The organism is Breoghania sp. L-A4, assembly GCF_003432385.1.
Lineage (GTDB): Bacteria > Pseudomonadota > Alphaproteobacteria > Rhizobiales > Stappiaceae > Breoghania.
On the sequence record NZ_CP031841.1, the window covers coordinates 56,620 to 80,719 of the forward strand.

Annotated in this window: 19 protein-coding genes and 1 tRNA gene; 11 read left to right on the forward strand and 9 right to left on the reverse strand. The window is 65.1% G+C overall.

The window, feature by feature from the left end:
• Positions 1 to 85: 85 nt before the first annotated feature.
• Positions 86 to 1,612, reverse strand: a complete 1,527-nt coding sequence (gene ffh / locus D1F64_RS00310; RefSeq protein ID WP_117410780.1) for a signal recognition particle protein — start codon at positions 1,610 to 1,612, stop codon at positions 86 to 88.
• 640 nt (positions 1,613 to 2,252) lie between these two features.
• Here ffh and D1F64_RS00315 point away from each other — a divergent pair.
• Together D1F64_RS00315 and D1F64_RS00320 are read left to right on the forward strand one after the other, a co-directional pair.
• On the forward strand, positions 2,253 to 4,400 hold the full coding sequence (locus D1F64_RS00315) for an EAL domain-containing protein (protein WP_117410781.1): 2,148 nt from the start codon (positions 2,253 to 2,255) through the stop codon (positions 4,398 to 4,400).
• A 100-nt stretch (positions 4,401 to 4,500) separates the two neighbouring features.
• Positions 4,501 to 7,041 (forward strand): hybrid sensor histidine kinase/response regulator, encoded by a 2,541-nt coding sequence (locus tag D1F64_RS00320; protein WP_117410782.1) that lies wholly within the window; start codon positions 4,501 to 4,503, stop codon positions 7,039 to 7,041.
• A 24-nt stretch (positions 7,042 to 7,065) separates the two neighbouring features.
• Here D1F64_RS00320 and D1F64_RS00325 read toward each other — a convergent pair whose 3' ends face one another.
• Positions 7,066 to 8,007 (reverse strand): crotonase/enoyl-CoA hydratase family protein, encoded by a 942-nt coding sequence (locus D1F64_RS00325; RefSeq protein ID WP_117410783.1) that lies wholly within the window; start codon positions 8,005 to 8,007, stop codon positions 7,066 to 7,068.
• Positions 8,008 to 8,743: 736 nt separating this feature from the next.
• Between D1F64_RS00325 and D1F64_RS00330 the strand changes: the two genes are divergently transcribed.
• Positions 8,744 to 9,211, forward strand: a complete 468-nt coding sequence (locus tag D1F64_RS00330; protein ID WP_117410784.1) for a RidA family protein — start codon at positions 8,744 to 8,746, stop codon at positions 9,209 to 9,211.
• 13 nt (positions 9,212 to 9,224) lie between these two features.
• Here D1F64_RS00330 and D1F64_RS22960 read toward each other — a convergent pair whose 3' ends face one another.
• The 3 genes from D1F64_RS22960 to D1F64_RS00345 all read right to left on the reverse strand — a co-directional run bounded on the left by D1F64_RS22960 (position 9,225) and on the right by D1F64_RS00345 (position 10,570).
• Positions 9,225 to 9,614: a hypothetical protein gene (locus D1F64_RS22960; protein WP_162901211.1), complete on the reverse strand. Its 390-nt coding sequence runs from the start codon at positions 9,612 to 9,614 to the stop codon at positions 9,225 to 9,227.
• 67 nt (positions 9,615 to 9,681) lie between these two features.
• Positions 9,682 to 10,053, reverse strand: a complete 372-nt coding sequence (locus tag D1F64_RS00340; RefSeq protein ID WP_117410786.1) for an amidase family protein — start codon at positions 10,051 to 10,053, stop codon at positions 9,682 to 9,684.
• Between the two features lie 37 nt (positions 10,054 to 10,090).
• Positions 10,091 to 10,570, reverse strand: coding sequence for a TetR/AcrR family transcriptional regulator (locus tag D1F64_RS00345; RefSeq protein ID WP_117410787.1), 480 nt, complete (start codon positions 10,568 to 10,570; stop codon positions 10,091 to 10,093).
• 131 nt (positions 10,571 to 10,701) lie between these two features.
• Here D1F64_RS00345 and D1F64_RS22965 point away from each other — a divergent pair, with 131 nt between their 5' ends.
• The 6 genes from D1F64_RS22965 (at position 10,702) to D1F64_RS00370 (ending at position 21,094) form a co-directional block, all read left to right on the forward strand.
• A complete protein-coding gene (locus tag D1F64_RS22965) occupies positions 10,702 to 10,899 on the forward strand; it encodes a hypothetical protein (RefSeq protein ID WP_162901212.1) in 198 nt (65 codons plus the stop codon).
• Complete coding sequence (locus tag D1F64_RS00350) at positions 10,896 to 13,184, forward strand: DUF3604 domain-containing protein (protein ID WP_117410788.1); 2,289 nt, start codon at positions 10,896 to 10,898, stop codon at positions 13,182 to 13,184. The genes D1F64_RS22965 and D1F64_RS00350 overlap by 4 nt, the downstream gene beginning before the upstream one ends.
• An 18-nt stretch (positions 13,185 to 13,202) precedes the next feature.
• Positions 13,203 to 14,165 carry a peptidylprolyl isomerase gene (locus tag D1F64_RS00355; RefSeq protein ID WP_117410789.1) on the forward strand — a complete coding sequence of 321 codons (963 nt, stop codon included), beginning with the start codon at positions 13,203 to 13,205 and terminating at the stop codon, positions 14,163 to 14,165.
• A complete protein-coding gene (locus D1F64_RS00360) occupies positions 14,150 to 15,142 on the forward strand; it encodes a HupE/UreJ family protein (protein ID WP_162901213.1) in 993 nt (330 codons plus the stop codon). The genes D1F64_RS00355 and D1F64_RS00360 overlap by 16 nt, the downstream gene beginning before the upstream one ends.
• Positions 15,143 to 15,675: 533 nt before the next feature.
• Complete coding sequence (locus tag D1F64_RS00365; RefSeq protein ID WP_162901214.1) at positions 15,676 to 16,506, forward strand: helix-turn-helix domain-containing protein; 831 nt, start codon at positions 15,676 to 15,678, stop codon at positions 16,504 to 16,506.
• A 322-nt stretch (positions 16,507 to 16,828) separates the two neighbouring features.
• Positions 16,829 to 21,094 carry an autotransporter-associated beta strand repeat-containing protein gene (locus tag D1F64_RS00370; protein WP_162901215.1) on the forward strand — a complete coding sequence of 1,422 codons (4,266 nt, stop codon included), beginning with the start codon at positions 16,829 to 16,831 and terminating at the stop codon, positions 21,092 to 21,094.
• A 131-nt stretch (positions 21,095 to 21,225) separates the two neighbouring features.
• On the opposite strand, the gene D1F64_RS00375 is transcribed toward D1F64_RS00370, so the two are convergent.
• Positions 21,226 to 21,301 (reverse strand) — tRNA-Ala (locus D1F64_RS00375).
• Between the two features lie 222 nt (positions 21,302 to 21,523).
• On the opposite strand from D1F64_RS00375, the gene D1F64_RS00380 reads away from it, so the two are divergent.
• Both D1F64_RS00380 and D1F64_RS00385 read left to right on the forward strand, forming a co-directional pair.
• On the forward strand, positions 21,524 to 21,814 hold the full coding sequence (locus D1F64_RS00380) for a YggT family protein (RefSeq protein ID WP_117410793.1): 291 nt from the start codon (positions 21,524 to 21,526) through the stop codon (positions 21,812 to 21,814).
• Complete coding sequence (locus D1F64_RS00385; RefSeq protein WP_346432284.1) at positions 21,811 to 22,137, forward strand: DUF167 family protein; 327 nt, start codon at positions 21,811 to 21,813, stop codon at positions 22,135 to 22,137. The genes D1F64_RS00380 and D1F64_RS00385 overlap by 4 nt, the downstream gene beginning before the upstream one ends.
• Positions 22,138 to 22,167: 30 nt before the next feature.
• On the opposite strand, the gene D1F64_RS00390 is transcribed toward D1F64_RS00385, so the two are convergent.
• From D1F64_RS00390 to trxA, 3 genes are read right to left on the reverse strand one after another with little or no spacing between them, the layout of a single operon-like run.
• Positions 22,168 to 22,362: a Trm112 family protein gene (locus D1F64_RS00390; RefSeq protein ID WP_117410794.1), complete on the reverse strand. Its 195-nt coding sequence runs from the start codon at positions 22,360 to 22,362 to the stop codon at positions 22,168 to 22,170.
• 42 nt (positions 22,363 to 22,404) lie between these two features.
• Positions 22,405 to 23,079, reverse strand: a complete 675-nt coding sequence (locus D1F64_RS00395; protein ID WP_117410795.1) for an LON peptidase substrate-binding domain-containing protein — start codon at positions 23,077 to 23,079, stop codon at positions 22,405 to 22,407.
• Between the two features lie 58 nt (positions 23,080 to 23,137).
• Positions 23,138 to 24,073: a thioredoxin gene (gene trxA / locus D1F64_RS00400; protein WP_117410796.1), complete on the reverse strand. Its 936-nt coding sequence runs from the start codon at positions 24,071 to 24,073 to the stop codon at positions 23,138 to 23,140.
• Positions 24,074 to 24,100 lie beyond the last annotated feature (27 nt).

A 24,100-nucleotide genomic window follows, 5' to 3' on the forward strand; every position in this document is an offset into this window, starting at 1 on the left:
GGCAGTGTCAGCGTTTCGACGTCAGGTCGTGGTCATGCCGGCGACCCCGCGAGCGGGCGGCGCCGGAAAATCGTGTGCGAGGGCGCTACTTCTTCTTCTGCTTGCCGAATCCCGGAAGGCCGCCCATCCCGGGGAGACCGCCCATGCCGGACAGGCCGCCGGGCAATCCTGGCGGCAGGCCACCGGGCATCCCGCCCGGCATTCCGCCACCGGGCATCCCGGCCTGTTTGGCGAGTTTCTCCATCTCGGCGGGATCCATCTGCGGCATGCCGCCGCCGAACATCGATCCCAGACCGCCGAGCATGCCGCCCTTCTTCTTGCCCATGGCCTTCATCATGTCGGCCATCTGGCGATGCATCTTGAGAAGCTTGTTGACGTCCTGCACCTGGGTGCCGGACCCTGCCGCGACGCGCTTCTTGCGACTGGCGTTGAGCAGTTTCGGCGCGCGCCGCTCCTTTTTCGTCATCGACGAAATGATGGCGCGCTGCCGCTTGAAGATGCTCTCGTCGAGATTGGCCGCGTCGAGCTGCTTCTTCATCTTGCCGATGCCCGGCATCATGGCGAGCATGCCGGACATGCCGCCCAGCTTCTCCATCTGCGCCAGTTGCTCGGACAGATCGTCAAGATCGAATTCGCCCTTCTGCAGGCGCTTGGCCATCTTCGCGGCCTGCTCCGCATCGATGGCTTCCGACGCCTTCTCGACCAGCGACACGATGTCGCCCATGCCCAGAATGCGGTCGGCGATGCGCGAGGGATGGAAATCCTCCAGCGCATCGGACGCCTCGCCGACGCCCAGCAGCTTGACCGGCTTGCCGGTGACCGCGCGCATGGAAAGGGCCGCGCCGCCGCGCCCGTCGCCATCCATACGCGTCAGCACGATGCCGGTGATGCCGACGCGCTCGTCGAAATTCCGCGCCAGGTTGACGGCGTCCTGACCGGTCAGCGCATCGGCGACCAGCAGAATCTCGTGCGGTTTGGCAAGCCGCTTGATCTCGGCCATCTCAGCCATCAGCGGCTCATCGATATGGGTACGGCCGGCGGTGTCCAGGATCACCACGTCGAAGCCGCCAAGCCGTGCCGCCGTCATGGCGCGCTCGGCGATCTGCATGGGCGACTGGCCTGCGATGATGGGCAGCGTGTCGATGCCGTTCTGCTCGCCGAGAACCTTGAGTTGCTCCTGGGCGGCGGGGCGGCGCGTATCCAGCGACGCCATCAGGACCTTGCGCTTGTCCCGCTTGGTCAGGCGCAGCGCGATCTTCGCGGAACTCGTGGTCTTGCCCGAACCCTGCAGGCCGACCATCATGATCGCAACAGGTGCCGCGGCCGCGAGATCGATCGGCTCGGCGGACGCGCCCAGCATCTCGATGAGCTGGTCGTGAACGATCTTCACCACCATCTGGCCAGGCGTCACCGACTTGATGACTTCGCGGCCGACGGCGCGGGCGCGCACCTTGTCGGTGAACGAGCGCACCACGTCCAGCGCCACGTCGGCCTCGATCAGCGCCCGGCGGACCTCGCGCAGGGCGGCGCTCACGTCGGCGTCGCTCAGCGCACCGCGTCTGGTCAGCTTGTCAAAGATGCCGCCAAGGCGGTCCGACAGGGTCTCGAACATGATCGCTCGCGTCTTGTTTTCAGTGATTCGGGATCGGCATGATGAGCCGCTCGAAGCACTAAGCTGGTCTCACGCAATGCGCATTTCCAGAGTGCGCGGCGCGAAAGCGCATAGCACGAAATCACCCGTGGGCGAATATCGCTGACGGGTGTTGACCTCCGGGCGCTCTTTATACCTGAACGGGGCCCGGTCGGTTGCTCTGAATATCGCTCCTGCGAGGAGTGCGCGGAAGCTAGGCGCACGGCAGCTGCGAGTCAAGCTTTGTCGCGCACGTGGGCGCGCCCGGGCATTCAGCGGGTTTCCGCACGGTTGGTCGGGCGGCAGGCGACCCGTGGAAGGGGCCGGCGCGCCAGGCCCTCGAACACGCATGGCACCGGCGCGTTTCGCCGGCAAGACGGCACAAGCCCGGCATTTCCCGGAAAAGCACTTCTTATTAAGTATCTTGTGACAAGGTTCTTTCAAACTCGATGAACGCGGCACGGACGTTTTGCGGGAAAGAGGGATGTTTTCGCGCAGGAAGTACGCTTCAGGACCAGAGTATCCCGGGCCAAAGACACGCTCAGCGCGCCGCAAAAGACGAGAATTGACGACGGCGTCCACCGGGGAAGGGACAGCAAGTCGCTGAATTGGATGGGATACGATGTCGCTAATCGTTATTGTTGATGATCAGCCAACGAACCGCCAGATTTTCACGAAAATTGCGGCATCGATCGACTCGGCGATCGAAGTCAAGTGCTTCGCCGATCCGCAGCTTGCGCTCGACTGGCTGGACGACAACACCCCCGACCTTCTGATCACCGACTACAACATGCCGCACATGGACGGCGCGGAGTTCATTTCGCGCCTGCGCCAGAGGCCGTCGCTGCGCGACATTCCGATCATCGTCATCACCGTGTTCGAGGATCGCGCCTACCGCATCGCGGCGCTGGACGCCGGCGCCACCGACTTCCTGCAAAGCCCCGTCGATCATCGCGAGTTCGTCACACGCGCGCGCAATTTGCTGAAATTGCGCCAGCAGCAGTTGCTTCTCGCCAACCGCGCCGCGAGCCTCAAGCAGGAACTCGAGGACAGCGAGCGCGAATTGCAGCGCACGGTGCGCGATTCCAGCGAACGCCTCGCCCAGGTCATCGATACGGTTCCCGCGCTGATCAGTGCCAGCGACTGCGACGGGCGGTTCCTGTTCCTCAACGCCTATTACAATCAGATCACCGGGATCGATGCGGGCAAGGCGGTCGGCCGCGACACCGCCGAGATCTTGGGAGCGGAAGCGGGAAACCGCAATAAGACCCTGGACCGCATGGTCATCGAGGGCGAGAAGCCGCTCAACAGTTATGAAGAGGAAATCGTCGACCGCACGGGACGCCGGCGGGTGTTCCTGACGACGAAATCGCCGCTGCGCGATGCCGGCAACCGGATCACAGGCATCCTGACCAGCTCGCTTGACATCACCGACCGCAAGGCGGCCGAAAGCCACCTGCATTTCATCGCCCACCACGATGCGCTGACGGAACTGCCCAACCGCACCATGCTGCGCGAGCAGCTCGGCCTGCAGATCGCCCGCTCGCGCCGCGGCGACCGACAGTTCGCGCTGCATCTCATCGATCTCGACGATTTCAAGAACGTCAACGACGTGCTGGGTCATTCCGCCGGCGACAACATTCTCATCGAGGTGGCCAAACGGCTGATGGCGATCCGCCGCAAGGGCGACGTGATCGCCCGTCTGGGCGGCGACGAATTCGCCGTTCTGCAGACCGGCATCACCTGCAGCAAGGACGCCGCCATCTACGCCGGTGAAATCGGCGCCACCATCGCCCAGCCGCATTCGGTTTCCGGGCAGAAGATCGAAACGACCGCCAGCATCGGCGTCGTGATGCACCCCGCCGACGGCTACGATTTCGAGGAAATGCTGCGTCATGCCGATCTGGCGATGTATCAGGCCAAGGCGGATGGCGGCAACCAGCACCGCTTCTACGCAACCGACATGAACACGCTCGCGCGCCGCGCGGTGGCGCTTGATACCGAGTTGCGCAAGGCCATCGAATGCGAGGAGTTCATCCTCTACTATCAGCCTCAGGTCGACATCAAGAGCGGTGCCTTTGTCGGCGTCGAGGCGCTGTTGCGCTGGCGCACGTCAACCGGTGAAATCATCGGCCCGGCCGGGTTCCTGCCGCGTGCCGAGGAAAACGGCATGATCGTGCCCATCAACGAGTGGGTGTTGCGCGAGGCCTGCAGCCAGGCGGTCGCCTGGCAGAACATGGGCCTGCCGCCGCTGCGCATGGGCGTCAATCTCTCACCGGTGCAGTTTCGCAAGCAGAGCGTGCCGCTGCTGGTCGCCCGCGTGCTCGCCGACACCGGCCTCGATCCGCGCATGCTCGATCTCGAACTGACCGAGAACATTGTCATGCAGAACACCGAATCGGTCGCCGTTCAGCTCGGCCAATTGCGCGAACTGGGCGTGGTCATCTCCATCGACGACTTCGGCACCGGTTTCAGTTCGCTCAGCTATATCAAGCACTTCCCGATCGACCGCCTGAAGATCGACCAGTCGTTCGTGCGCGACCTGATGACCGACCCGAGCGACGCCGCCATCGTGCAGGCGATCATCAGCCTCGGCGCCAATCTGAAGCTCGATGTCATCGCCGAGGGCGTCGAGACGCCCGAACAACTCGAGCATCTGCGCAAGGCCGGATGCCTTGAGGCCCAAGGCTATTATTTCGGCCGGCCGATGCCGGCTTGCGAACTGGAGGAACTGGTCTGCACGCGGCCATCCGTTGCCCGAAAGCAATAAACCCCGCGTCGGCGCGGTCCGGTCCGATCCGGTCCGGTCCGATTGAGCGCCAAAAACCGATTTGAAGCCCTGTCCATAGCCATTCGAATGTTGATCGATCATGTTTCGAAGAACCATCATTGCCAAGATGTCCGCCTTTCGCCGGGAGATCTCCAGCCGTATCCGCAACCGTCCGGATAAAGAGCACGAGATGGTGTTCAACCGGCTGATCATCAGCTTCCTGCTGCTCAGCTATCTGACCATCACCACGCTGCTGTCGCATGAGGACATCGGCACGGCGCTGGCCATCACCGTGGTCTTCTTCATCTGTTCGTTCGGATTCGCCGCCGACCTGCTCATCCGCCGCGGCATTTCGCCCGGCCGCCGGGCGCTGGCGATGCTGACGGATCTCGGATCCCTGTCCATCTGCATGTACATCGGCGGAGAAACCACCGCCGTGCTCTATCCGATCTATCTCTGGGTCATCTTCGGCAACGGCTTCCGGTTCGGCGTGCGATATCTGATGGGCAGCGCCGCCCTGTCGGTGATCGGCTTCACCATTGTCTCCCAGCTCAGCCCCTACTGGCTTGCCCATAGCAATCTGTCGATCAGCCTGATCCTGGCGCTCATCATCCTGCCCGCCTACACCAAGAAGCTGATCACCGACCTGTCCGATGCCAAGCGTCAGGCGGAAGAGGCCAACCAGTCCAAGACGTTGTTTCTCGCCAGTGTCAGCCATGAGCTGCGCACGCCGCTCAACGCCATCATCGGCATGGGCGAACTGATCCGCGCCACACCGCTCAACGACGAGCAGACCGACATGGTGCGGACGATTCGCGGCTCGGCCAAGGCGCTGCTGACGCAGATCGAGGGCGTGCTCGACTTCTCGCGGCTGGAAGCCGGGCAGATGCCGATCCGCGTCCAGGAATTCGATCTCTACGACGCGCTGTCGCATGTGCAGAGCACCCTGTTCGCCGCCGCAAGCGCCAAGGACATCCGCCTGACCTTGCACGTGGCGCCGGCAACGCCGCACGCCGTGCGCGGGGACAGTCGGCAGATTCAGGAAATTCTCACCAACCTCGGCTCCAACGCGGTGAAGTTCACCGACACCGGATCCGTGACCATCTCCGTCGCGGCACTGACAACGACGGCGGACACCACCCGGCTTCGCTTCGAGGTGTCCGACACGGGCATCGGCGTGGCGCCGGAAGCGCGCTTGCGCATCTTCGACCGGTTCACCCAAGCAGATGACAGCATCATTGACCGCTTTGGCGGCACCGGGCTGGGCCTGGCGATCGTCAAGCAGCTTGTCGAGCTGATGGGCGGCGAGATCGGCATCGACAGCACGCTGGGCGACGGCAGCACCTTCTGGTTCGAACTCGATCTCGATCATTCGACGGCGGATGAAGTGCGGCCGCCCAAGATCGTCAACCAGCAGCTTCATCTGGTCTCCGATGACGCGTCGCTGTGCGCCGACGCCAGGCGCGCGTTCGCCACCCTTGGTCTGGAACCCGCGATCCACAGCGACATGGATGCGGCGGTCGCGGCGCTGAAGGCGTCCGCCGGCTTGGGCGTGCGCAAGGCGGTACTCTACGTGGACACCATGACGCCGGACACCGGCGCGGAGTCTGTGTCGGCGAGCGTGCAGGACCAGTGTCCGGGCATGAGCGTCGCCATCGTGCGCATCGATGACGACACCGGGCTGCCGGACCCGGCGGTCCGTCCCTTCTTCGTCACCACGCTCGGATGGATGATTGAGGACAACGCCGTCGAGTTGTCCCTGCGTGCGGCGCTTGCCAGCTGCGGTATTCGCAGTGACGACTCGATCGAGCCGAGCCAGGAAAGCTGGGCGGGCGGACATTGCAACGTGCTCGTCGCCGACGACAATCAGACCAACCGCAAGGTGCTGCAAAAGATCCTCGAGCGCGCCGGACATCGCGCCGTCACGGTGGAAAACGGCGAACAGGCGCTCGACGCGCTCAACGCCGAGGCCTTCGACATCGTGCTGATGGACCTGAACATGCCGGTGATGAACGGCATCGAGGCGACCAAACTCTATCGCTTCGCGTCACTGGGACAAAAGCGCATCCCGATCGTCGGCGTGACCGCCGACGCGACGCCCCAGGCCAACGACCGCTGCATCGAGGCGGGCATGGACGCGACCGTAACCAAGCCGATCGATCCAACGCACCTGTTGCAGGTGATCGCCGATCACGTCGGCAAGAGCGAACCCGCCAAGCCGGACGTGGAGCAGACCGACGACCGGGTGACGCCCATCTCGGCGCACCCGCGCTTCCGCTCGGGCCAGCAGCAGGCCATAGACGTCACCGCGCTGAACATGCTGCGTGAGCTCGGCGGCGACGATTTCCTCGCCGACGTCATCGCCGGCTTCATTCTGGACACGGAAAAATTGATTTTGAACATGCGCCAATCCGCCGGCGAAATGGACCTTAGCGCCTTCACCCGCCAGGCGCATGCGCTGCGCAGCGGGGCGGCCAACGTGGGCGCCCAGGGCATCTTCCAGCTGTGCTCGGACCTTGAACACATGGAACTCGACGAGCTGCCGACCCGCGGCAAGAGACAACTCGACGAATTGCGGCTGGAATTCACGGACCTGCGCAACGTGCTCGCGGGATACCTGCCCGAGCGAAAAAGCCTTTGAAGACAGTCCGCATTCGGCCAGCGGTCAGGCGCGATGGCTCGTGTCGGTCACAGACGGCTGGCCGTTGCGCCGGTCCTGGGCGCTCATCAGGCGCTCCATCTTGCGCAGATCCTGCTTGCCCAGATTGAGCGCCGCATCCACCCAGACGCCAACCACATCGTGCAGCTCGCGATAAGTGATCGGCTGCACCGTGCGCCGGGCGCGATAGATGGCGCTGTGCGAATTGTGCCGGCGGACGTTGCGGCGGATATAGTCGTTCACCGCCTGCCTGCCCTTGCCGTCTTCCGCGAGCACCTGGACGAGTCCCATCTCATAAAGCTCTTCGGCGGTGTAGATCCGCCCGCTCATGATCAGCTTCTCGGCGCGCGCCGCGTCCAGCCGCCGCGACAGGAAGCTGTAGGCGCCCATGCCAGGAAACAGGTTGAACAGCACTTCCGGCAGGCCGAACTTCGCGGAGCGCTCGGCGATGATCACATCGCAGGCCAGCGCAGCCTCGAACCCGCCGCCCAGCGCATCGCCCTGAACCATGGCGATGGTGATCACCGGCAGGTCGAAGCTGACCGAATTATAGTAGAGAACGTCGATGCAGGCCTTGGCGTAGACTTCCAGGCTCTTGCGGTCCCCGGTGCGGATGCGTTCGGCAAAATGCCCCAGGTCTCCGCCGAGATTGAAGATATCGGGCATGCGCGACCCAAGCACATAGTAGTCCATCGGCGCCTCGCCGCGGCGAACCGAGCTCACATACATCCGGTGCAGCGAGCGCTGCATGACATTGAGGTCCTTCAGCAGGCCGAGCGTGAAGCTGGGCCGGCCCTGCGGCTTCATGTGGCACCAGTAGGTGCGCGCCTTGGGGTCCAGGGACACGTCGAGTTCGCGGTAGAATTCCCGCGCCACTTCTTCGTGCATCGGCATCTTGGGAAGGGTCGTGATGTCGGAGGAAGACGCCCCGGGTACCTGTTGATCCATCGAGGCCTCCACGATGGGCAATCCGCCAAGACCGTTGAAAGCCCGGCATCCAAGTTCACTGTCCGTTGAGTGCCGAATAGTCATTCTGCCCTCGCCTTTTTACTCAAGCAACACACCGGCCGCCACCGGCAAACGCGACGGTTCCACCCTCACGACAGCGATAGGAGCACGACTATCGACTCAATTCAATAGACGTTAGGAAATTGTTTACAATACGGCCACGTAAAAACACCAAATAACTGCGGTTTTCGCGCTGCCCATCTGTAGATTTGCGGAATTTTCCATTTATGGTTAACGTTGCATTGATACAATATACACTTGGTGAGAACACGTTATTGTAAAGTTCAATGCGACATGATCAACCGCGCGCCAAGCTCTTATGCCCAAAACCTGAGTTTCAGGTGAAAGGAATTGGGTGAAGCGGCAAGTCAAGTCCAAGACGGCTCGCATGGCGAATTATATCGATATGAAATCGCGGCGAAAATTGATGAAACGAATATTTGAAGCAGGCCATTTCGCAGGTGCGAAATCAAAGAATACGCGCTAAGCGACAGGCGCACGGCCGCCCGGGCTCACCAGCACGCCCGATTGCGGGCACTCGCGCGCCACCGCGGCTCCTGAGACACAACGGCATGACGGCGAAACCAGTCCCGTGAACCCTGCTCGGATGCGCGATTGTATTGTAAAAATAATTTTACAAATGCGTCATGCGCGATCCCGAACTCTGGAGACATGCATGCCGACCATGGAAGAGAAACTCGACGCGCTTGGACTGGCTCTGCCGCCCCCATGCCCCCGGGGGCGCTTCGCACCCTTCCGCAGATCGGGAGATCTGGTGTTTCTGTCGGGTCAGATCTACGAATGGAACGGCCGCGTGACCCTGGAGGGTCCGGTGGACGGGGCGGTCACCGCGAACGCGGCGCGCGAGGCTGCGAAGACCTTCGCGCTCAACCTGCTCTATTGCCTGAGGCTGGCCTGCGAGGGCGAGCTTGATCGCGTATCGGCGGTTTTGCGGCTGGGCGGATTCGTCAAATGCGCGCCAGGCTTCGACAAGACGCCGTTCGTCATTGATGGCGCAACCGATGTGTTCATCGATCTGTTCGGGGATGCCGGCATCCACGCCCGCACCGCTGTCGGCGCGTGCGAACTTCCCGGCAACGCCGCGGTCGAGGCGGACGCGATCGTCGAGCTCATGCCGGCGTGAGGCGCTCAACCGCTCACGGGCCAAGGCGGGGAAGAGGCGGCGCCAGACGCGCCAGTTCCAGGCCGGCGCCGAGCACCAAGGCGTCGCGTCCCGTAGCGGCGGCCAGCATCACAGACAGCGGCAGGCTGTCGCCGTCGACGCCCCAGGGCAGGCACAGCAACGGGCCGCCGAACACAGTCCAGGGCGTCAGCATGTTCTGATAGCCGGTGCCCCCTTCGCGCAGGGGCGCCGAACTCGGGACCGGAGCGCCAAGCAGCAGATCGCAGCCTTCCGCGGCGCACCAGAACCGCTGCCTATGGCCGTACAGCCGGAACAGCGCGCCCTCGCCTCTGCTGTCGAAAAAGTGAGCCCCTCGCGCAGCCCCGCCTCGAACAGCGGGCGCAGCAGTCCCCCTGAAAGACATGCATGGTGCGTCCTGGCCGCCTCATACAACATGACGATGCGGTGATCGGCGACGACTGCTGCGAGGTTCACGCTGACCGGCGCCGGTTGGACCGCGCCCGCCCGCCGCCGAAGCGCGTCAGTGGCGTTGCGAAGAGCCTGAATCGCCGTCGCCGCCATCGGGCCTCGGGATCGACCGGCGCAAGACCCATCCGCAACCCGCCAAGACCAGTTTCAAGCGGCTGCGGCCCGCCGCAGGCGGCGAACGCCCTGCCCGCCAGCGCCACGGTGCGCGCGATGAACCCGATGCTGTCGAAGGAGGGCGAGAGCGGCGTCATGCCCCGGGTGGACAGCGCGCCGAAGTTTGGCTTGAAGCCGACCGCGCCGCAATAGGCCGCCCGCCGGCACGTCGATCCCGCCGCCTGGCCGTTGGTCGGATTGTTTCTGCTTGGGATGCTCATCGTCGCCCTGATCCCGGGCCTGGCGACCTGGCTGCCGTCACCGCTTCAGCGGATCGGATGGCTCTGCGCCCACATAGCGCAACACCATCGCCACCGTATGCGCGCGCCGCGCCTCGATCCACTCCGCCGCGGCGAGGTCCGCGCCAAAGACGGCGGACAGCGTGTGCAGATTGTTGATGTGATGGGCGCTCATCGCCACGATCGAGACATAGAGCTGCAGCGGATCGACATGCTCGCGGAGGAATGCGCCCTCGGCGACACCGCGGGCGATCAGCGCGTCCAGCGCCTCAATCAGCGGCCGCGACATGTCGCGGATCTGCGCGTAGACGCTGTCGAGGACCGCCACATAGAGGCCCTCCTTGTCGCCGAAGTAGTGATAGAGCATGCGGGCGGTGACGTTGGCGGCGCGCACCACCCGCGTCACCCGCGCTCCGTCATAACCGTGCTGCGCGAATTCGCTGATGGCGACGTCGAGCAGGCGGGCCCGGGTTCGTTCCGCATCACGCTTTTCCGCCATAGATCCATCCACAAAATCACTTGGCAACGCGCCATACGCCACGGACCGCGGCGTCACGCCGTGGACCCGGACCGCTTTCGGTCCACCCCGCGCGTGGAGCGGCAGACCTGCATACTATTCGGGATGCGGTTTTGAAAGACGGCACGTTCAACGTGACCGCCGCGCGGGCCGATGCCGTCATCCGGAAATGCTTCGATTTCGTGACGATCGAAGGGACGAAGACAGGATTGTCGGCCCACGCACCGGCAGAATCTGCGAACAAAGGAATTGTCATCCCTAGGGGGAAACTAGTATCGTTGAATTTTACTTTGGGGGAGATTTTTCAATGAACCCGATTAAAATTTTGAATGTCCTGGCTTTTTCCTCGATCGCTCTAGCCTCTGCCCCTGCAGGCGCGCAGGATCTACCATTTGAGCTCACGGAAAACCCGGCGGACCGGGCACGCTGCGATCACTACGACGCGCAGCGGCAAGCCTTCTTCGGCGTCACCCACCTGCACACCGGCCTGTCATTTGACGCCAGTTTCCGCTTCGTGGACTACATGAGCGGCAACAGCCCGCTCGGCGCCTACCGGTTCGCGCAAGGCAAGGATCCGATCACCCTGCCCGACCGCATCGGCATCCAGGGCATCCCGGCCTCGATGCGCAGGCCGGTGATCGACAAGCCGATCGACTGGGGCGGCGTGACGGATCATTCCGAGCATTTCGGCGAAATGGGCATCTGCAAGGATTTCCTCGCCAACGGAGGCGCCGCGCAGGACGTGCCCGGCCGCCTGTCGATGGATTGCCGGATGCTCAACGGATTCTACTGGCAACCCGAGGTCCTGCCGATAAACGGCTTCCAGCGCAATCTGGCGTCCAACGCCTTCACACAGGTCACCGTGATGGGGCTGGGACCCTCGAGCGAGATGACCCAGATGCCGGTGTGCATCAACAACTCCGACGAGTGCAGCAAGGCGGAACTCAAGGTCTGGGAAGAGCACCAGGCCGCGGCCGAGGCCGAGTACGACCGCAGCAAGGATTGTTCGTTCACCACCTTCAACGCCTACGAGGTGACCTCCACGCCGTCCGGCACCAACTGGCACCGCAACGTCTTTTTCCGCAATGACCGCGTCGTCAAAACGCCCGTCACCGCCATCCACATGGCGGTGCGGGAAAACCTGACCCCCACGACCGGCGGGCCGAAGGGCGTCGGCGTCCCGCCCAACTATCTCGGCGGCGAGGTGCCGGTGACACCGGACACGCAGCCGATCACGCCAGGCACCGTGTCGAGTCACCCGCTGCCGGAGCGGCTTTGGGACAAGCTTCAGAAGGACTGCATCGACGGCGGCAACGTCACCGACGGCCTGGCGACGCGCTGCGATGTGCTGACGATACCGCACAATTCCAATCTCGGCGGCGGCGCCGGCCTGATCCCGCCGATGTTCTACGATCCCGACAACAAGGACGACGCCGCGCTGCGCGCCAAATGGGAGCCGCTGGTCGAGATCTACCAGAACAAGGGCAGCAGCGAGTGCCGCTGGGACCCGCGCTACGGCGCTGGCGTCGAAACCTCCGATGAGTTCTGCAACTTCGAGATCCTCGACACGCTGAGCCTGTCCGCGGCCTCCGGCGTCGGCACGACCGGCACCTCGACCGCGCTGCCCCCCACCGCCTTCAACGACCGGGCGTTTGTGCGCAACATCTGGAAGGACGGTCTGGCGCTGTCGAACCAGTTCGACGGCGTGAACCCCTTCAAGATGGGGGTCGTTGCGTCGTCGGATTCCCACAACGGCACCATGGGCTGGCACCCCGAGAACGAGAAATTTCCCGGCCATCTGGGCATCGATGACGCCAGCCCGGTGGAGCATGCGTCGTCGATCCAGAACAGCACCGGCGGGCATTCCGTGGTCTGGGCCGAGGAAAACTCGCGCGATTCGATCTTCGAGGCACTGCGCCGCAAGGAGACCTATGGCACCTCCGGAACCCGCATCAAGGCGCGGTTTTTCGGCGGCTGGGATTTCGATCCGAATCTGTGTAGCGGCGACCTGGTCACGGAAGGCTATTCCCGCGGCGTGCCCATGGGCGGCGATCTGCCCGCCAGGCCTGAAGGCAGCCAGCCGACCTTCATCCTCGCCGGCTGGCAGGACACCACCCCGCTGGAACAGATCCAGATCATCAAGGGCTGGGTCGACGAGGACGGCGAAACCCACGAGGAGGTCCATCGCGTCGCCGGCATCGCGGGCGATCCGAACAACCCGCAAAACAGCGTCGATTTGAACACCTGCGAGCCGACGTCGGATGCCGGGTCCGCGCAGCTTTGCGCCGTGTGGCGGGACACATCCTTCGATCCGGGGGAAAAGGCGTTCTACTACGCCCGCGTGCTCGAGCGCCCGGTCTGCCGTTATTCCACCAAGTGGTGCATGGCGAATATCGGCGTCAATCCGCTGGAACCGGAACAGTGCCAGGCCGACCTGCAGAACATGTCGCAATCCACAGATCCCGACGTGAGAGCCAAGGCCTCCTGGGGCGCGTCATGCTGCATGAACCAGACCACCGCCACCTATGTGCAGCCGGTGATTCAGGAGCGCGCCTGGACGTCGCCGATCTGGTACACGCCCGCGAGTGTGAACTAGAAGCGGCCGCGACAGACGATGACCGCGCTCCGGTCCCCATTTCTGCACTTCCTGCTGCTGGGCGGCTTGCTGTTTGCGGCAAAGCTCGCCTGGTGGCAGCCCGTCCCGGACATGCGGCAGACGCTACGCGTACCCGCCTATGAGCTGCAGCTGGCGCTCAAGGACTTCTTCGCGCAAAAGGGACGCCCCGCATCACCCTCGGAGCGGCGGGCCATCTTCGAAACGCTCATCGATCAACGCATCCTGCTGGACTACGCGGTCGGCCTCGGCCTGCACCGCCAGCCCATCACGCTGGAACGCCTCGCCAAGGTTGTCGGTTTCATCAAACCCGAGGGCGGCCGCGACAGCGTCACCCAGGACGATCTGGAAGAGGCCATCCGGCTCGGCCTGCACCGCAGCGATCTCGTGATGCGGCGCATGCTGATCGACGGGGCCAAACGGATCATTCGCGCCGTCGTGCTGGTGCGTGAGCCCGAATCGGCGATGCTCGAGGAACACCTGCGCGATCATCCCGAGGAATTCCGGCGTCCGCGCCGCACGCGGCTGACCCAGCTTCTCGTCAACGAGCTCAAGCACGGCGCGCGGACCGAGGCGCGGGCGCGGGCGCTGCTGCAAAAGGTCAGCGCCGTGCCGACCTCGGAAGCCACGACGCTCGGCGACAAGGTCTTCGTCGACACCGAGCTGCCGGCGATGATCGACAAGGATCTGGAACGGATGTTCGGCGCCGCTTTCGTGAGCGACCTCGACGCGGCCCCCGTCGGCGAATGGTATGGCCCCATCCGATCCCACTTCGGGCTGCACATCGTCTTCGTGCACGAGCGGATCCCAGCCCATGTTCCGCCGCTGGCCGAGATCGAGACGCAGGTGCGCGCGCAACTCCTGCAGACACTGGCCGACGACTGGCTGCGTCTGCGTCTCGCGCAATTGCGCGAGGCCTATGACATCGTCGACCCGGAGGGCCTGCCGTGTTCCGATTGCTAGCCGCCTTGTTGTGCGCCCTGCTTTGGCTGTCTCCGGCGCTGGCGCATCAGTTCGCGCCCTCCCTGCTCGAGCTCGAGGAGACCGGAGACACCCAGGTCCGGGTGTTCTGGAAGCAGCCGCTGGTCAAGGTCGCGGGCAGCAATCTGACGCCCGTGCTCCCAGGCGAATGCACCGGCAAGGACGCGCCGGATGTGCGCCGCGACGACACCGGGATGGTCGCGACATGGCGGATCGACTGCCCCGGCGGGCTCTCCGGCAAGTCCATTGCCGTGGAAGGCATCGCGGAAAGCCGCGCCAATGTCTTGCTGCGGATCGTCATGGCCGACGGGACCTCGATCAATCAGGTGCTTACGCCGGAGACCGCGGTCTTCACCATCACCGGCCGGCAGCCGTGGACCACAATCGTCTCCGGCTACGCGACGATCGGCGGCGAGCACATCCTCGGCGGCTTTGACCACCTGCTGTTCGTGCTGGGGCTGACCCTGCTGGCGCCCGGCATCGGCAGTCTGCTTCGAACCGTCACCGCCTTCACCGTCGGGCACAGCGTCACGCTGGGGCTGGCCGTCCTCGGCTTCGTCAATCTGCCGCCGGCGCCGGTCGAAATCGCCATCGCCGCCTCGATCCTCGTGCTCGCCGTCGACCTGACACGACAGCCGGAGAACCGCTGGCTGCGCGCCAACGGCTGGCCCCTGGCGGCGGGCTTCGGCCTGCTGCATGGGCTGGGGTTTGCCGGAGCCCTGTCGCAGGTCGGCCTGCCGCAATCCGATATTCCGCTCGCCCTGTTGGCCTTCAACATCGGCATCGAGATCGGGCAGATCGCCTTCGTCGTCACCGTCCTGCTGGCGAGCGTCGCTCTTGTGCGCTTGCCCCGCCCGGTGCTCGCGCGCGCGCATCTCCTTCCGGCCTATGTCATCGGCGTGCCCGCCGCCTTCTGGATGATCGAACGGGGCTGGGGCGCCCTGGGGATCGGCGGCTAGAGCATTTCCGTGTTGCCTGTCGGCCTCCAGACATACCGCGATTGAGCGGAACTCTTCAGATTGCGTGCTCCGGAGGTGGGCCGGCGTCGTTGACGCCCCTCGCGAATCACCCGTGCGCCGGAGGAACACCTTTCTTCGGTGGAACAATCGCAATTATAGTACTTTTCCTGCCGGAGCTCACGCCGGCCTCCCCAAGGGGTGCGGCCTCAGCATTTTTATCAAGTATTTGTAACCAATACGGTTTCTTCTCGATAGCGCCCACCGCGGATCCTGCGTTTTGCGGTACAGGAGAAACGGCCTATTGTTGGACGAGCCTTGGCACTCCGCGCCGGGGAATCGAGCGCCGACAGGAAGCCAAGACGCTGGACACATCAGGCAAGCCCCACGCCCATACCGACGTCAGCGGCGATACTGACCCGGATGCGACGCCGTTCCGCTCGACCGTGGTTCGGGACGCCGCGCATCAGACCACCCTGCAGCCATGGGTTCCGATGGACTGCTACCAGTTGTCCAGGGGCGATCGGGTCGGGCGAATGGACATCCTCGACCTCGGCGCCCAGCGGCTCGTGCGCGAGCACCAGCACGCGACGGTGCAGAAACTCGGGATCATGCCCAAAGGCCTGTGCACAATCTCGCTGTCGCGCATCCCCATCGTGCGCTTCTCCGAGATCCTCGAGAGCGACGATCAGTCGGTGTTCTTCCTGCCGGAAAACACGGAGTTCGACGTCCATGTCCCCGCCGGCACCAAAACCGCCTATGTCAGCTTCAATCAGGACGATTTCCTGCACGCCGCGCGGATACTCGATCCAGAGGGCTGGGATACCGCGCCGCAACAGCTGACCTGGCTGCAAACGCCGCAGAAGGCGGCCTTGTGGCAGGCCATCGGCCAATGGTTCCAGATCGCCGACGGCGAGACGGCGACCGCGCCGCAAGCGGACGTGTTGCAGAAGGTCCTGTTCGAGACCGTCCTCCAGGTCGCAACCGCCGTGCCGCTGAATTGCGCGAGCGATCCCTCCGCGTCAACCCGCCGCCGGGCCATGCGCATCGCCCGGGCGGCGAGCGCCTTCATCGAGGGACGCCTGTCGGAAGACCAATTGCCCACGATGATCGAGATCTGCCGCGAACTCCGGGTTTCCCGGCGCACGCTGCAATATGCCTTCCTCGACTACGCCAGCCTCACGCCGCTCGACTATCTGCGGCGTGTCCGGCTCAACGGCGCGCGCAGGCTGCTGCGCGAGACCGATCCGCAGGCGATCACGGTGACCGAGGCCGCCATGCGCTTCGGCTTCCTGCATCTCGGCCGCTTCGCGCAGGACTACAAAACCCTTTTCGGCGAGTCCCCCTCCGCGACACTCGCCGCCTAACCGCCGGATAATGCGGCCGATTTTTCGCGATTTGCCGAAATCGGATAGCGCGCGTTCCCCACCTTCCTCAAGAATGCACCGCGCCGACCCCGTCACGCTGTCCACACGGCGCGGCGTGTCGGCGTGGGTCGCGTTCTGTCGAAAGGGTGCCGCCATGGACGTCTTTTGCGTCCGGGCCAACGCCGCGGCGTCGCGGCCTCATCTGATTTCAACAGGGGCGCGGCCGGCTTGCGGGCGCGGGGAACTGAACAACATGCGGCATTCTTTTATCGGCGAACCGGGACTGGCCGTCCGACCAGGCTCCCCTGCGCGGCGGCGCGCCATGCTGCTGTCCGCCACCGCGCTGGTCTCCGCCGCCCTGCTGCTTCCCGCCTCCCATCCCGCCTTGGCGGTGCTCCAAGTGAACGGCAACCAGACGCTGATCGGCACGGGAGAGGGCGGCGACGGCACCGAAGGCACGCTTGGCACCAGTCCGCTTGATCTGGGATCAGACACCGTCTTCGTGGGCACCGGTTCAGCGTCCGGAAGCCTGACGATTTCGGCCGGCGGCTCGCTCTCGAACGAGAATAGTTATTTGGGGTTTTCTGCCGGCTCGACCGGCACGGTCATGGTGACGGGCGCCGACAGCGCGTTGACGAGTTCGATATACCTTTATGTCGGCGGATATGGTGCCGGCGAACTGACGGTTTCGGATGGCGGGTCGGTCTCGAGCAAGCATGCTTATGTAGGGGTTTTTTCCGGTTCGACCGGCACGGTCACGGTGAAGGGCGCGGAAAGCGCGTTGACGATTTCATCAAACTTTTCAGTCGGCAATGAAAGTGCCGGCGACCTGACTGTTTCGGATGGAGGGTCGGTCTCTGTCACTTCCGGCGGCGGCACGATCACCGTCGGCGATTATTCGGGCTCAACCGGCACGATCAACATTGGCGCGGCAGCGGGCGTGGCGGCCGCGGCAGCCGGCATGCTCTACGCGGACAACATCGTCTTCGGCGCCGGCGCAGGCACGCTGGTCTTCAACCACACGAGCACGGCCTACCACTTCGATCTCGATGTCAGCGGCGCCGGATCCGCAAATGTGCTGTCCGGCACGACGATACTGACCGGCGCCAACAGCTTCACCGGCGGCACGACGATTTCCGGCGGCACGCTTCAGCTCGGCGACGGCGGCACCTCGGGCAGCCTGAGCGGCAATGTGGTCAACGACGGGACCCTGATTTTCAATCGCAGCAATGCGGTGACCCACGCCGGCGTAATCACCGGCACTGGCTCCGTCACCAAGGCGGGAGCGGGCAAGCTGATTCTGACCGGCGCCAACAGCTACAGCGGCGGCACAACCGTTTCCGGCGGTGTGCTGCAAGCCGGAAGCGCCGGGGCCCTGGCCGCCAATACCGGATACACGGTCAACGGCGGCACGCTCGATCTCGGCAATTTCAACCTGACCGCCTCGTCGCTCTCCGGCACCGGCGGACGCGTCGACCTCGGTGGCGCGGCCCTCACCGTGGCCCAGACCGGCAACACCAGCTATGCCGGCGCGATCTCCGGCACCGGTTCCGTCACCAAGGCGGGAGCGGGCACACTGGTCCTGACCGGCGCCAACAGCTACAGCGGCGGCACAACCGTTTCCGGCGGTGTGCTGCAAGCCGGAAGCGCCGGGGCCCTGGCCGCCAATACCGGATACACGGTCAACGGCGGCACGCTCGATCTCGGCAATTTCAACCTGACCGCCTCGTCGCTCTCCGGCACCGGCGGACGCGTCGACCTCGGCGGCGCGGCGCTCACCGTGGCCCAGTCCGGCACCACCGGCTATGCCGGCGTGATCACCGGCACAGGCTCCGTCACCAAGGCCGGAGCAGGCACGCTGGTCCTGACCGGCGCCAACACCTATTCCGGCGGCACGACGATCAGCGCGGGGACGCTTCAGGTCGGCGACGGCGGTACCTCGGGCAGCCTGACCGGCGATGTGACCAACGACAGTGCCTTGATTTTCAATCGCAGCAATGCGGTGACCCATGCCGGCGTGATCACCGGCACAGGCTCCGTCACCAAGGCGGGAGCGGGCACGCTGGTCCTGACTGGCGCCAACAGCTACAGCGGCGGCACGACCGTTTCCGGCGGTGTGCTGCGAGCCGGAAGCGCCGGCGCCCTGGCCGCCAATACCGGATACGCGGTCAACGGCGGCACGCTCGATCTTGGCGGTTTCGACCTCACCGCCTCGTCGCTCTCCGGCACCGGCGGAAGCGTCGACCTCGGCGGCGCGGCGCTCACCGTGGCCCAGTCCGGCACCACCGGCTATGCCGGCGCGATCATCGGCACCGGCAGCCTCACAAAGGCCGGAACGGGCACGCTGGTCCTGAGTGGCGCCAACACCCACACCGGCGGCACGACGATCTCGGCGGGCACCGTGCAGGTCGGCGACGGTGGCACCTCGGGCAGCCTGAGCGGCAATGTGGTCAACGAGGGCACGCTGGCCTTCAACCGCTCGGATGCGGTGACCTATGCCGGCGCGATTTCCGGCACAGGCTCCGTCACCAAGGCCGGAGCGGGCACGCTGGTGCTGACCGGCGCCAACACCTATTCCGGCGGCACGACGATCCAGGCCGGGACGCTTCAGATCGGCGACGGTGGCGCAACGGGCGCGCTCGCCGGCGATGTGACCAACAACGGCGCGCTGGCCTTCAACCGCTCGGATGCGATTGCCTTCGACGGCGCGATCTCCGGCGCCGGCACCGTCACCAAGACCGGAGCGGGCACGCTGGTCCTGAGTGGCGACAGCACCCACACCGGCGGCACGACGATCAGCGCGGGGACGCTTCAGCTCGGCGACGGCGGCACAACGGGCGCGCTCGCCGGCGATGTGACCAACAACGGCGCGCTGGCCTTCAACCGCTCGGATGCGATTGCCTTCGACGGCGCCATTTCCGGCGCCGGCACCGTCACCAAGGCCGGAGCGGGCACGCTGGTCCTGAGCGGCGCCAACAGCTACACCGGCGGCACGACGGTTTCGGGAGGCGGGCTGGTGGTCAACGGCAGCCTTGCCGGCACGCTGGCGCTCGCCTCCGGGACTTTCCTCGGTGGCTCCGGCACCGTGTCGGACGTGACGCTGGCCTCCGGGGCGACCCTCGCGCCGGGCAATTCCATCGGCACGCTGAACGCCGGCGATGTGACCTTCTCCTCGGGCTCCACGTATGAGGTGGAAGTCGATGCCTCGGCGCGGTCCGACAAGCTGGTCTCCACCGGCACGGTCACCATCGACAGCGGCGCGACGCTCACGATCCTCGCCGAGAATCGCACCGACGACGGCTCCACCTACGACCCCAAGACCAGCTACACCGTGCTGAGCGCCAGCGCCGTCACGGGCAGCTTCGGCACGGTCACGGAAAACTTCGCGTTTCTCGATGCCGGGCTCGATTATTCCTCCACGGACGTGACGCTGACGCTGAGGCGCAACGACATCGATTTTAAGGCAGGGGCCGGGACGCAGAACCAGAGAAACGTCGCCAAGGCGATCCAGGACACCGGCTCCGGCCAGATTTACGATGCGGTCCTGACCCTGCCCGACAGCGAGACCGAGGCGGCCTTCCAGCAGATGACCGGCGAGATGCACGCGAGCCTGCGCGGCGCCTTGGTCACCGGCGCCACCATCGACCGCGCGGCGATGAACCAGCGGCTGCTGAACGCCTTCGGTCAACTGGGCGCATCGGGCGATCAGGCCTCCATGGGCTTTCACGGCGCAGGCTCAGTGCCCGCGCTCGCGCAGCTCAACGCCCAGGTCTGGAGCCAGGCGTTCGGCGGCTGGGGCGAGGCCGACGCCACCGCCACCACGGCGCGCATGACCAGCTACGGCGGCGGCTTCGTGGGCGGCCTGGACGCCGAGATTTTCCCCGGCTGGCGCACCGGTGTTATGGCCGGCTATTCGCACAGCCAGTTCACCTCGACGGCCAACGGCGCCAACGGCTCGGCCGACAGCTACCACGCCGGCGTCTACGCCGGCACGCGGGCGGGCGCGTTCGGCCTGCGGCTGGGGGCGAGCTACACGCTGCACCAGCTGGACACCAGCCGGACGGTCGCCTTTCCCGGCTTCACCGATCGCCTGTCGGCCGGCTATACCGGCTCCACGGCGCAGGCCTTCGTCGAAGCGGGCTACACGCTGGACACACGGTTCGCGCGGCTTGAGCCCTTCGCCGGCCTCGCCCTGGTCAACCAGCACAGCGACGGCTTCACCGAGAGCGGCGGCGCCGCGGCGCTTACGAGCCGCAGCACCAACGACACCATCGGCGTGACCACGCTGGGCCTACGCGGCGAGAGCGTCTTCGCAACGGTCCACGGCTTCACCACGTCGCTGACCGGCTCGCTCGCCTGGCGCCACGCCTTCGGCGATGTCGAACCACGGTCCGCCATGCGTTTTGCCTCCGGCGGCGCGGGTTTTGCCATCACCGGCACGCCGATCGACGCGGACACGGCGCTGGTCGAGGCCGGGCTTTCCTTCGCGAAGGACGATAAACTCGGCATCGCCCTCACCTACCAGGGCGAACTCGGCGCCAACGCCCAGGACCACACGGGCCGCGCCAGCCTCCGCTACCGGTTCTAAACAAGGGGAGAAAGCGGACGGGCGGGACACGTTCGCCACGCCCGCTTTGACAACCGAGAGTCGTCGGCGCTGCGCAACCACCGCGATGCCGCGCCGCTCACCGTCGATGTTGGTCTTGGCTTGGGGGAACTTGGTGGAGCCGAGGGGAATCGAACCCCTGACCTCGTCATTGCGAACGACGCGCTCTCCCAACTGAGCTACGGCCCCTCACCAGTGACGCGCATTTAGGAGAGAGCGCTCGACGCTGTCAAGCCTGTGGCGCAGGGAGCTTGCGGAAATTCGCGCAGGCACCCGCGGGCCGCAGCTGAAACGCGCTCAGGTCACCAGCAAGACCGCCGACAGCACCATCGACCGCTCAAGTCTTGCGGCGGACGCGCGCGACCGTTACATCAGGGACACCACGGTCCAGTTCAAAGAGCAACGGTACCCATGCGCGCCATTCTCGACGTCATTCTCATCGCACTCGACCTCTATGTCTGGGTCGTTATCATCAGCGCGATCTTCTCCTGGCTCTATGCCTTCAACATTGTCAATTCGAACAATCAGTTCGTCGGCATGATCGGCCAGGCACTCTACAATCTCACCGAGCCGGTGCTGCGTCCGATCCGCCGTGTTCTGCCCAACATGGGCGGTCTCGATCTCTCCCCGATCGTTCTGCTGCTCGGCATCTTCCTGATCCAGCGCATCATCGTCCTGTACATCTACCCGCAGGTCTTTTGATTCAAGCCGCTCCCTGGCGTGCGGACAAGGACGGGCTGTGGCTTGACGTGCGGCTGACGCCGCGCGCCGGTCACGACCGATTGGACGGGATCAAGATCCTGTCCGACGGGCGGGCGGTGCTGCTGGCGCGCGTGCGCGCGGTGCCGGAGAAGGGCGCGGCCAACGCCGCGCTCATCACGCTGCTGGCGAAGGTGCTCAGCGTCGGCAAGAGCGGAATTTCAGTGCACAGCGGCCAGACCGCGCGCGTCAAGCGCCTGCGCCTTGCCGGCGACCCCGAATTTCTTGTCAAGCGTCTCGCCGCGATCCTCACGGACTGCGGATAAGGCAGCAGGCTGACGTCCGGCGCAGCGCGCTCAGACGTCTTCCAGCGGCCGCGCCTCGTCGGGCAGCATGATCGGGATGCCGTCGCGGATCGGATAAGCCAGCCGGGCGGCGCGGGAAATCAGCTCCTGAGCCTCGCGATCGTATTCCAGCGTGGTCTTGGTCACCGGACAGACCAGAATTTCCAGAAGTTTCGGATCAACCGTGTGTCGCGCCTCGTCACCCATCAGGGGTCTCCCATCTCGTGTGCGCCGCTCCGCGGCTGAAAATCATTGCAGGGTCGACGACCCGCCGCCGCGCGCCAGTTCCATCTCGGTGATGGCGATTAGCGTGTCGGCGCGCGCCTTCAGATCCTCGGCCTCCAGCAGCGCCTGCTTTTCCGCCGGACCGTAGGGGCTCATCATCGACAGCGCGTTGACCAGGATCTCCGTCGACGCATTGGAGATGCTTTCCCAGTCGGTTTCCATGTTGTTGGCCTTCAGGTAGGCGCGCAACGCGCGCAACAGGCCGGCGCGGTCCACGGCGTCCTCGCCCTCGGCCTCCAGCAGATCATGCACAAATTCACCGGCCGATATCCGGCAGATGCGATAACCCTTGCGGCCGTCCAGTTCGTCGCCGATACGGAACCGCGCCACGCCGGTCAGCGTGATGCGATAGCGGCCATCGCCCGATTCCATGAACCCGGTAATGCGTCCGGCGCAGCCGACGGAGCACAGCGGCGGATTGCCGGCCAGATCCACGTCGCCCACGTCGAAGCGCGGCTGCACCATGCCGATCATCCTGTCGCCGCGCAGCGCCGCGTCAACCATGTTGAGATAGCGCGGCTCGAAAATGTTCAGCGGCAACTCACCGCGCGGCAGCAGCAGCACGCCGGGCAGCGGAAACACCATCAGCGATGACGGCAGATCCGCCAGTCCCTCATAGGATTTGTTGCCTGCATACATGAATCAGGGTCCGCCGCTTGCGTTCATGGGAACCACGCCGGCTCCCGGGATCGGCCGCTCAGGAGAACAGAACCGCCGACAATTTGCGCCGGCCGTACGCCGCGGCCGGATCCTTGAAGCCCCAAGCCTCGAAGAACTGCACAAGCTGCTTGCGCGCGCCGTCCTCGTTCCATTCGCGGTCGCGCACGATGATCTCCATGAGCTGGTCCACCGCGTCCGTTTTGTCGCCGCGAGCACTGAGCGCCACCGCGAGATCGAAACGCGCCTGATGGTCGTCCGGCTGGCTTGCGACGCGGGCCTGCAGTTCGGCCAGATCGCCCAGCTTGTCCGCCTGCTCGGCCAGCTCCAGCGCGGCCTTCGCCGCGGTGACGGCGGGATCATTGGCCTTCTCCGGCGCGATCGCCGCCAGCGTCTGCGTTGCGCGATCCAGATCGCCCGCGCCCACATAGCAGTGCGCAAGGCCCGCCATCGCGGCGGCGTTGTCGGGCTCGGCCTGCAGCACCGCCACATAGGCTTGCGCGGCAACCGCCCAGTTTCCCTCGGCGCGGGCCGCCTCCGCCTGCTCCATCATCTGGTCCGCCTCGGAGGGGCCGACCGGACCGGCGATGCGTTCGATGAAGGCCTGCACCTGGCTTTCGGTCTGCGCGCCCATGAATCCGTCCAGCGGCCGGCCGTCCTTGAAGGCGACCACGGCGGGAATCGACTGGACGCCCATCTGTCCAGGAATCTCCGGATGCTCGTCGATGTTCATCTTCACCAGCTTGACCGCGCCGCGCGCGTTGCGCACCGCCTTCTCGATCACCGGGGTCAGTTGCTTGCACGGGCCGCACCACGGCGCCCAGAAGTCGATGAGCACCGGCTGGTTGCTGGATTCCTCGATCACGTCAGCCATGAAGGCTTGCGTCGTGGTGTCCTTGATGAGGCCGTCGTCGGCTTGCGTCTCGCCGCCGAACAGCGCGCCATTCGCGCCCAGGGTGTAGGTCGGCTCGTTCATTCGAAGGTCCTTTCGGTCGTCTCGGCC

What these genes read in the sequence shown, in the direction of transcription:
- trxA (WP_117410796.1), bottom strand. Translation starts at nt 24,073, where the DNA reads ATGAACGAGCCGACCTACACCCTGGGCGCGAATGGCGCGCTGTTCGGC.
- D1F64_RS00350 (WP_117410788.1), top strand. Translation starts at nt 10,896, where the DNA reads ATGAACCCGATTAAAATTTTGAATGTCCTGGCTTTTTCCTCGATCGCT.
- D1F64_RS00390 (WP_117410794.1), bottom strand. Translation starts at nt 22,362, where the DNA reads ATGGGTGACGAGGCGCGACACACGGTTGATCCGAAACTTCTGGAAATT.
- D1F64_RS00325 (WP_117410783.1), bottom strand. Translation starts at nt 8,007, where the DNA reads ATGGATCAACAGGTACCCGGGGCGTCTTCCTCCGACATCACGACCCTT.
- ffh (WP_117410780.1), bottom strand. Translation starts at nt 1,612, where the DNA reads ATGTTCGAGACCCTGTCGGACCGCCTTGGCGGCATCTTTGACAAGCTG.
- D1F64_RS00380 (WP_117410793.1), top strand. Translation starts at nt 21,524, where the DNA reads ATGCGCGCCATTCTCGACGTCATTCTCATCGCACTCGACCTCTATGTC.
- D1F64_RS00370 (WP_162901215.1), top strand. Translation starts at nt 16,829, where the DNA reads ATGCTGCTGTCCGCCACCGCGCTGGTCTCCGCCGCCCTGCTGCTTCCC.
- D1F64_RS00340 (WP_117410786.1), bottom strand. Translation starts at nt 10,053, where the DNA reads ATGAGCATCCCAAGCAGAAACAATCCGACCAACGGCCAGGCGGCGGGA.
- D1F64_RS00320 (WP_117410782.1), top strand. Translation starts at nt 4,501, where the DNA reads ATGTTTCGAAGAACCATCATTGCCAAGATGTCCGCCTTTCGCCGGGAG.
- D1F64_RS00355 (WP_117410789.1), top strand. Translation starts at nt 13,203, where the DNA reads ATGACCGCGCTCCGGTCCCCATTTCTGCACTTCCTGCTGCTGGGCGGC.
- D1F64_RS00345 (WP_117410787.1), bottom strand. Translation starts at nt 10,570, where the DNA reads ATGGCGGAAAAGCGTGATGCGGAACGAACCCGGGCCCGCCTGCTCGAC.
- D1F64_RS00365 (WP_162901214.1), top strand. Translation starts at nt 15,676, where the DNA reads ATGGACATCCTCGACCTCGGCGCCCAGCGGCTCGTGCGCGAGCACCAG.
- D1F64_RS00395 (WP_117410795.1), bottom strand. Translation starts at nt 23,079, where the DNA reads ATGTATGCAGGCAACAAATCCTATGAGGGACTGGCGGATCTGCCGTCA.
- D1F64_RS22960 (WP_162901211.1), bottom strand. Translation starts at nt 9,614, where the DNA reads ATGTCTTTCAGGGGGACTGCTGCGCCCGCTGTTCGAGGCGGGGCTGCG.
- D1F64_RS00330 (WP_117410784.1), top strand. Translation starts at nt 8,744, where the DNA reads ATGCCGACCATGGAAGAGAAACTCGACGCGCTTGGACTGGCTCTGCCG.
- D1F64_RS00315 (WP_117410781.1), top strand. Translation starts at nt 2,253, where the DNA reads ATGTCGCTAATCGTTATTGTTGATGATCAGCCAACGAACCGCCAGATT.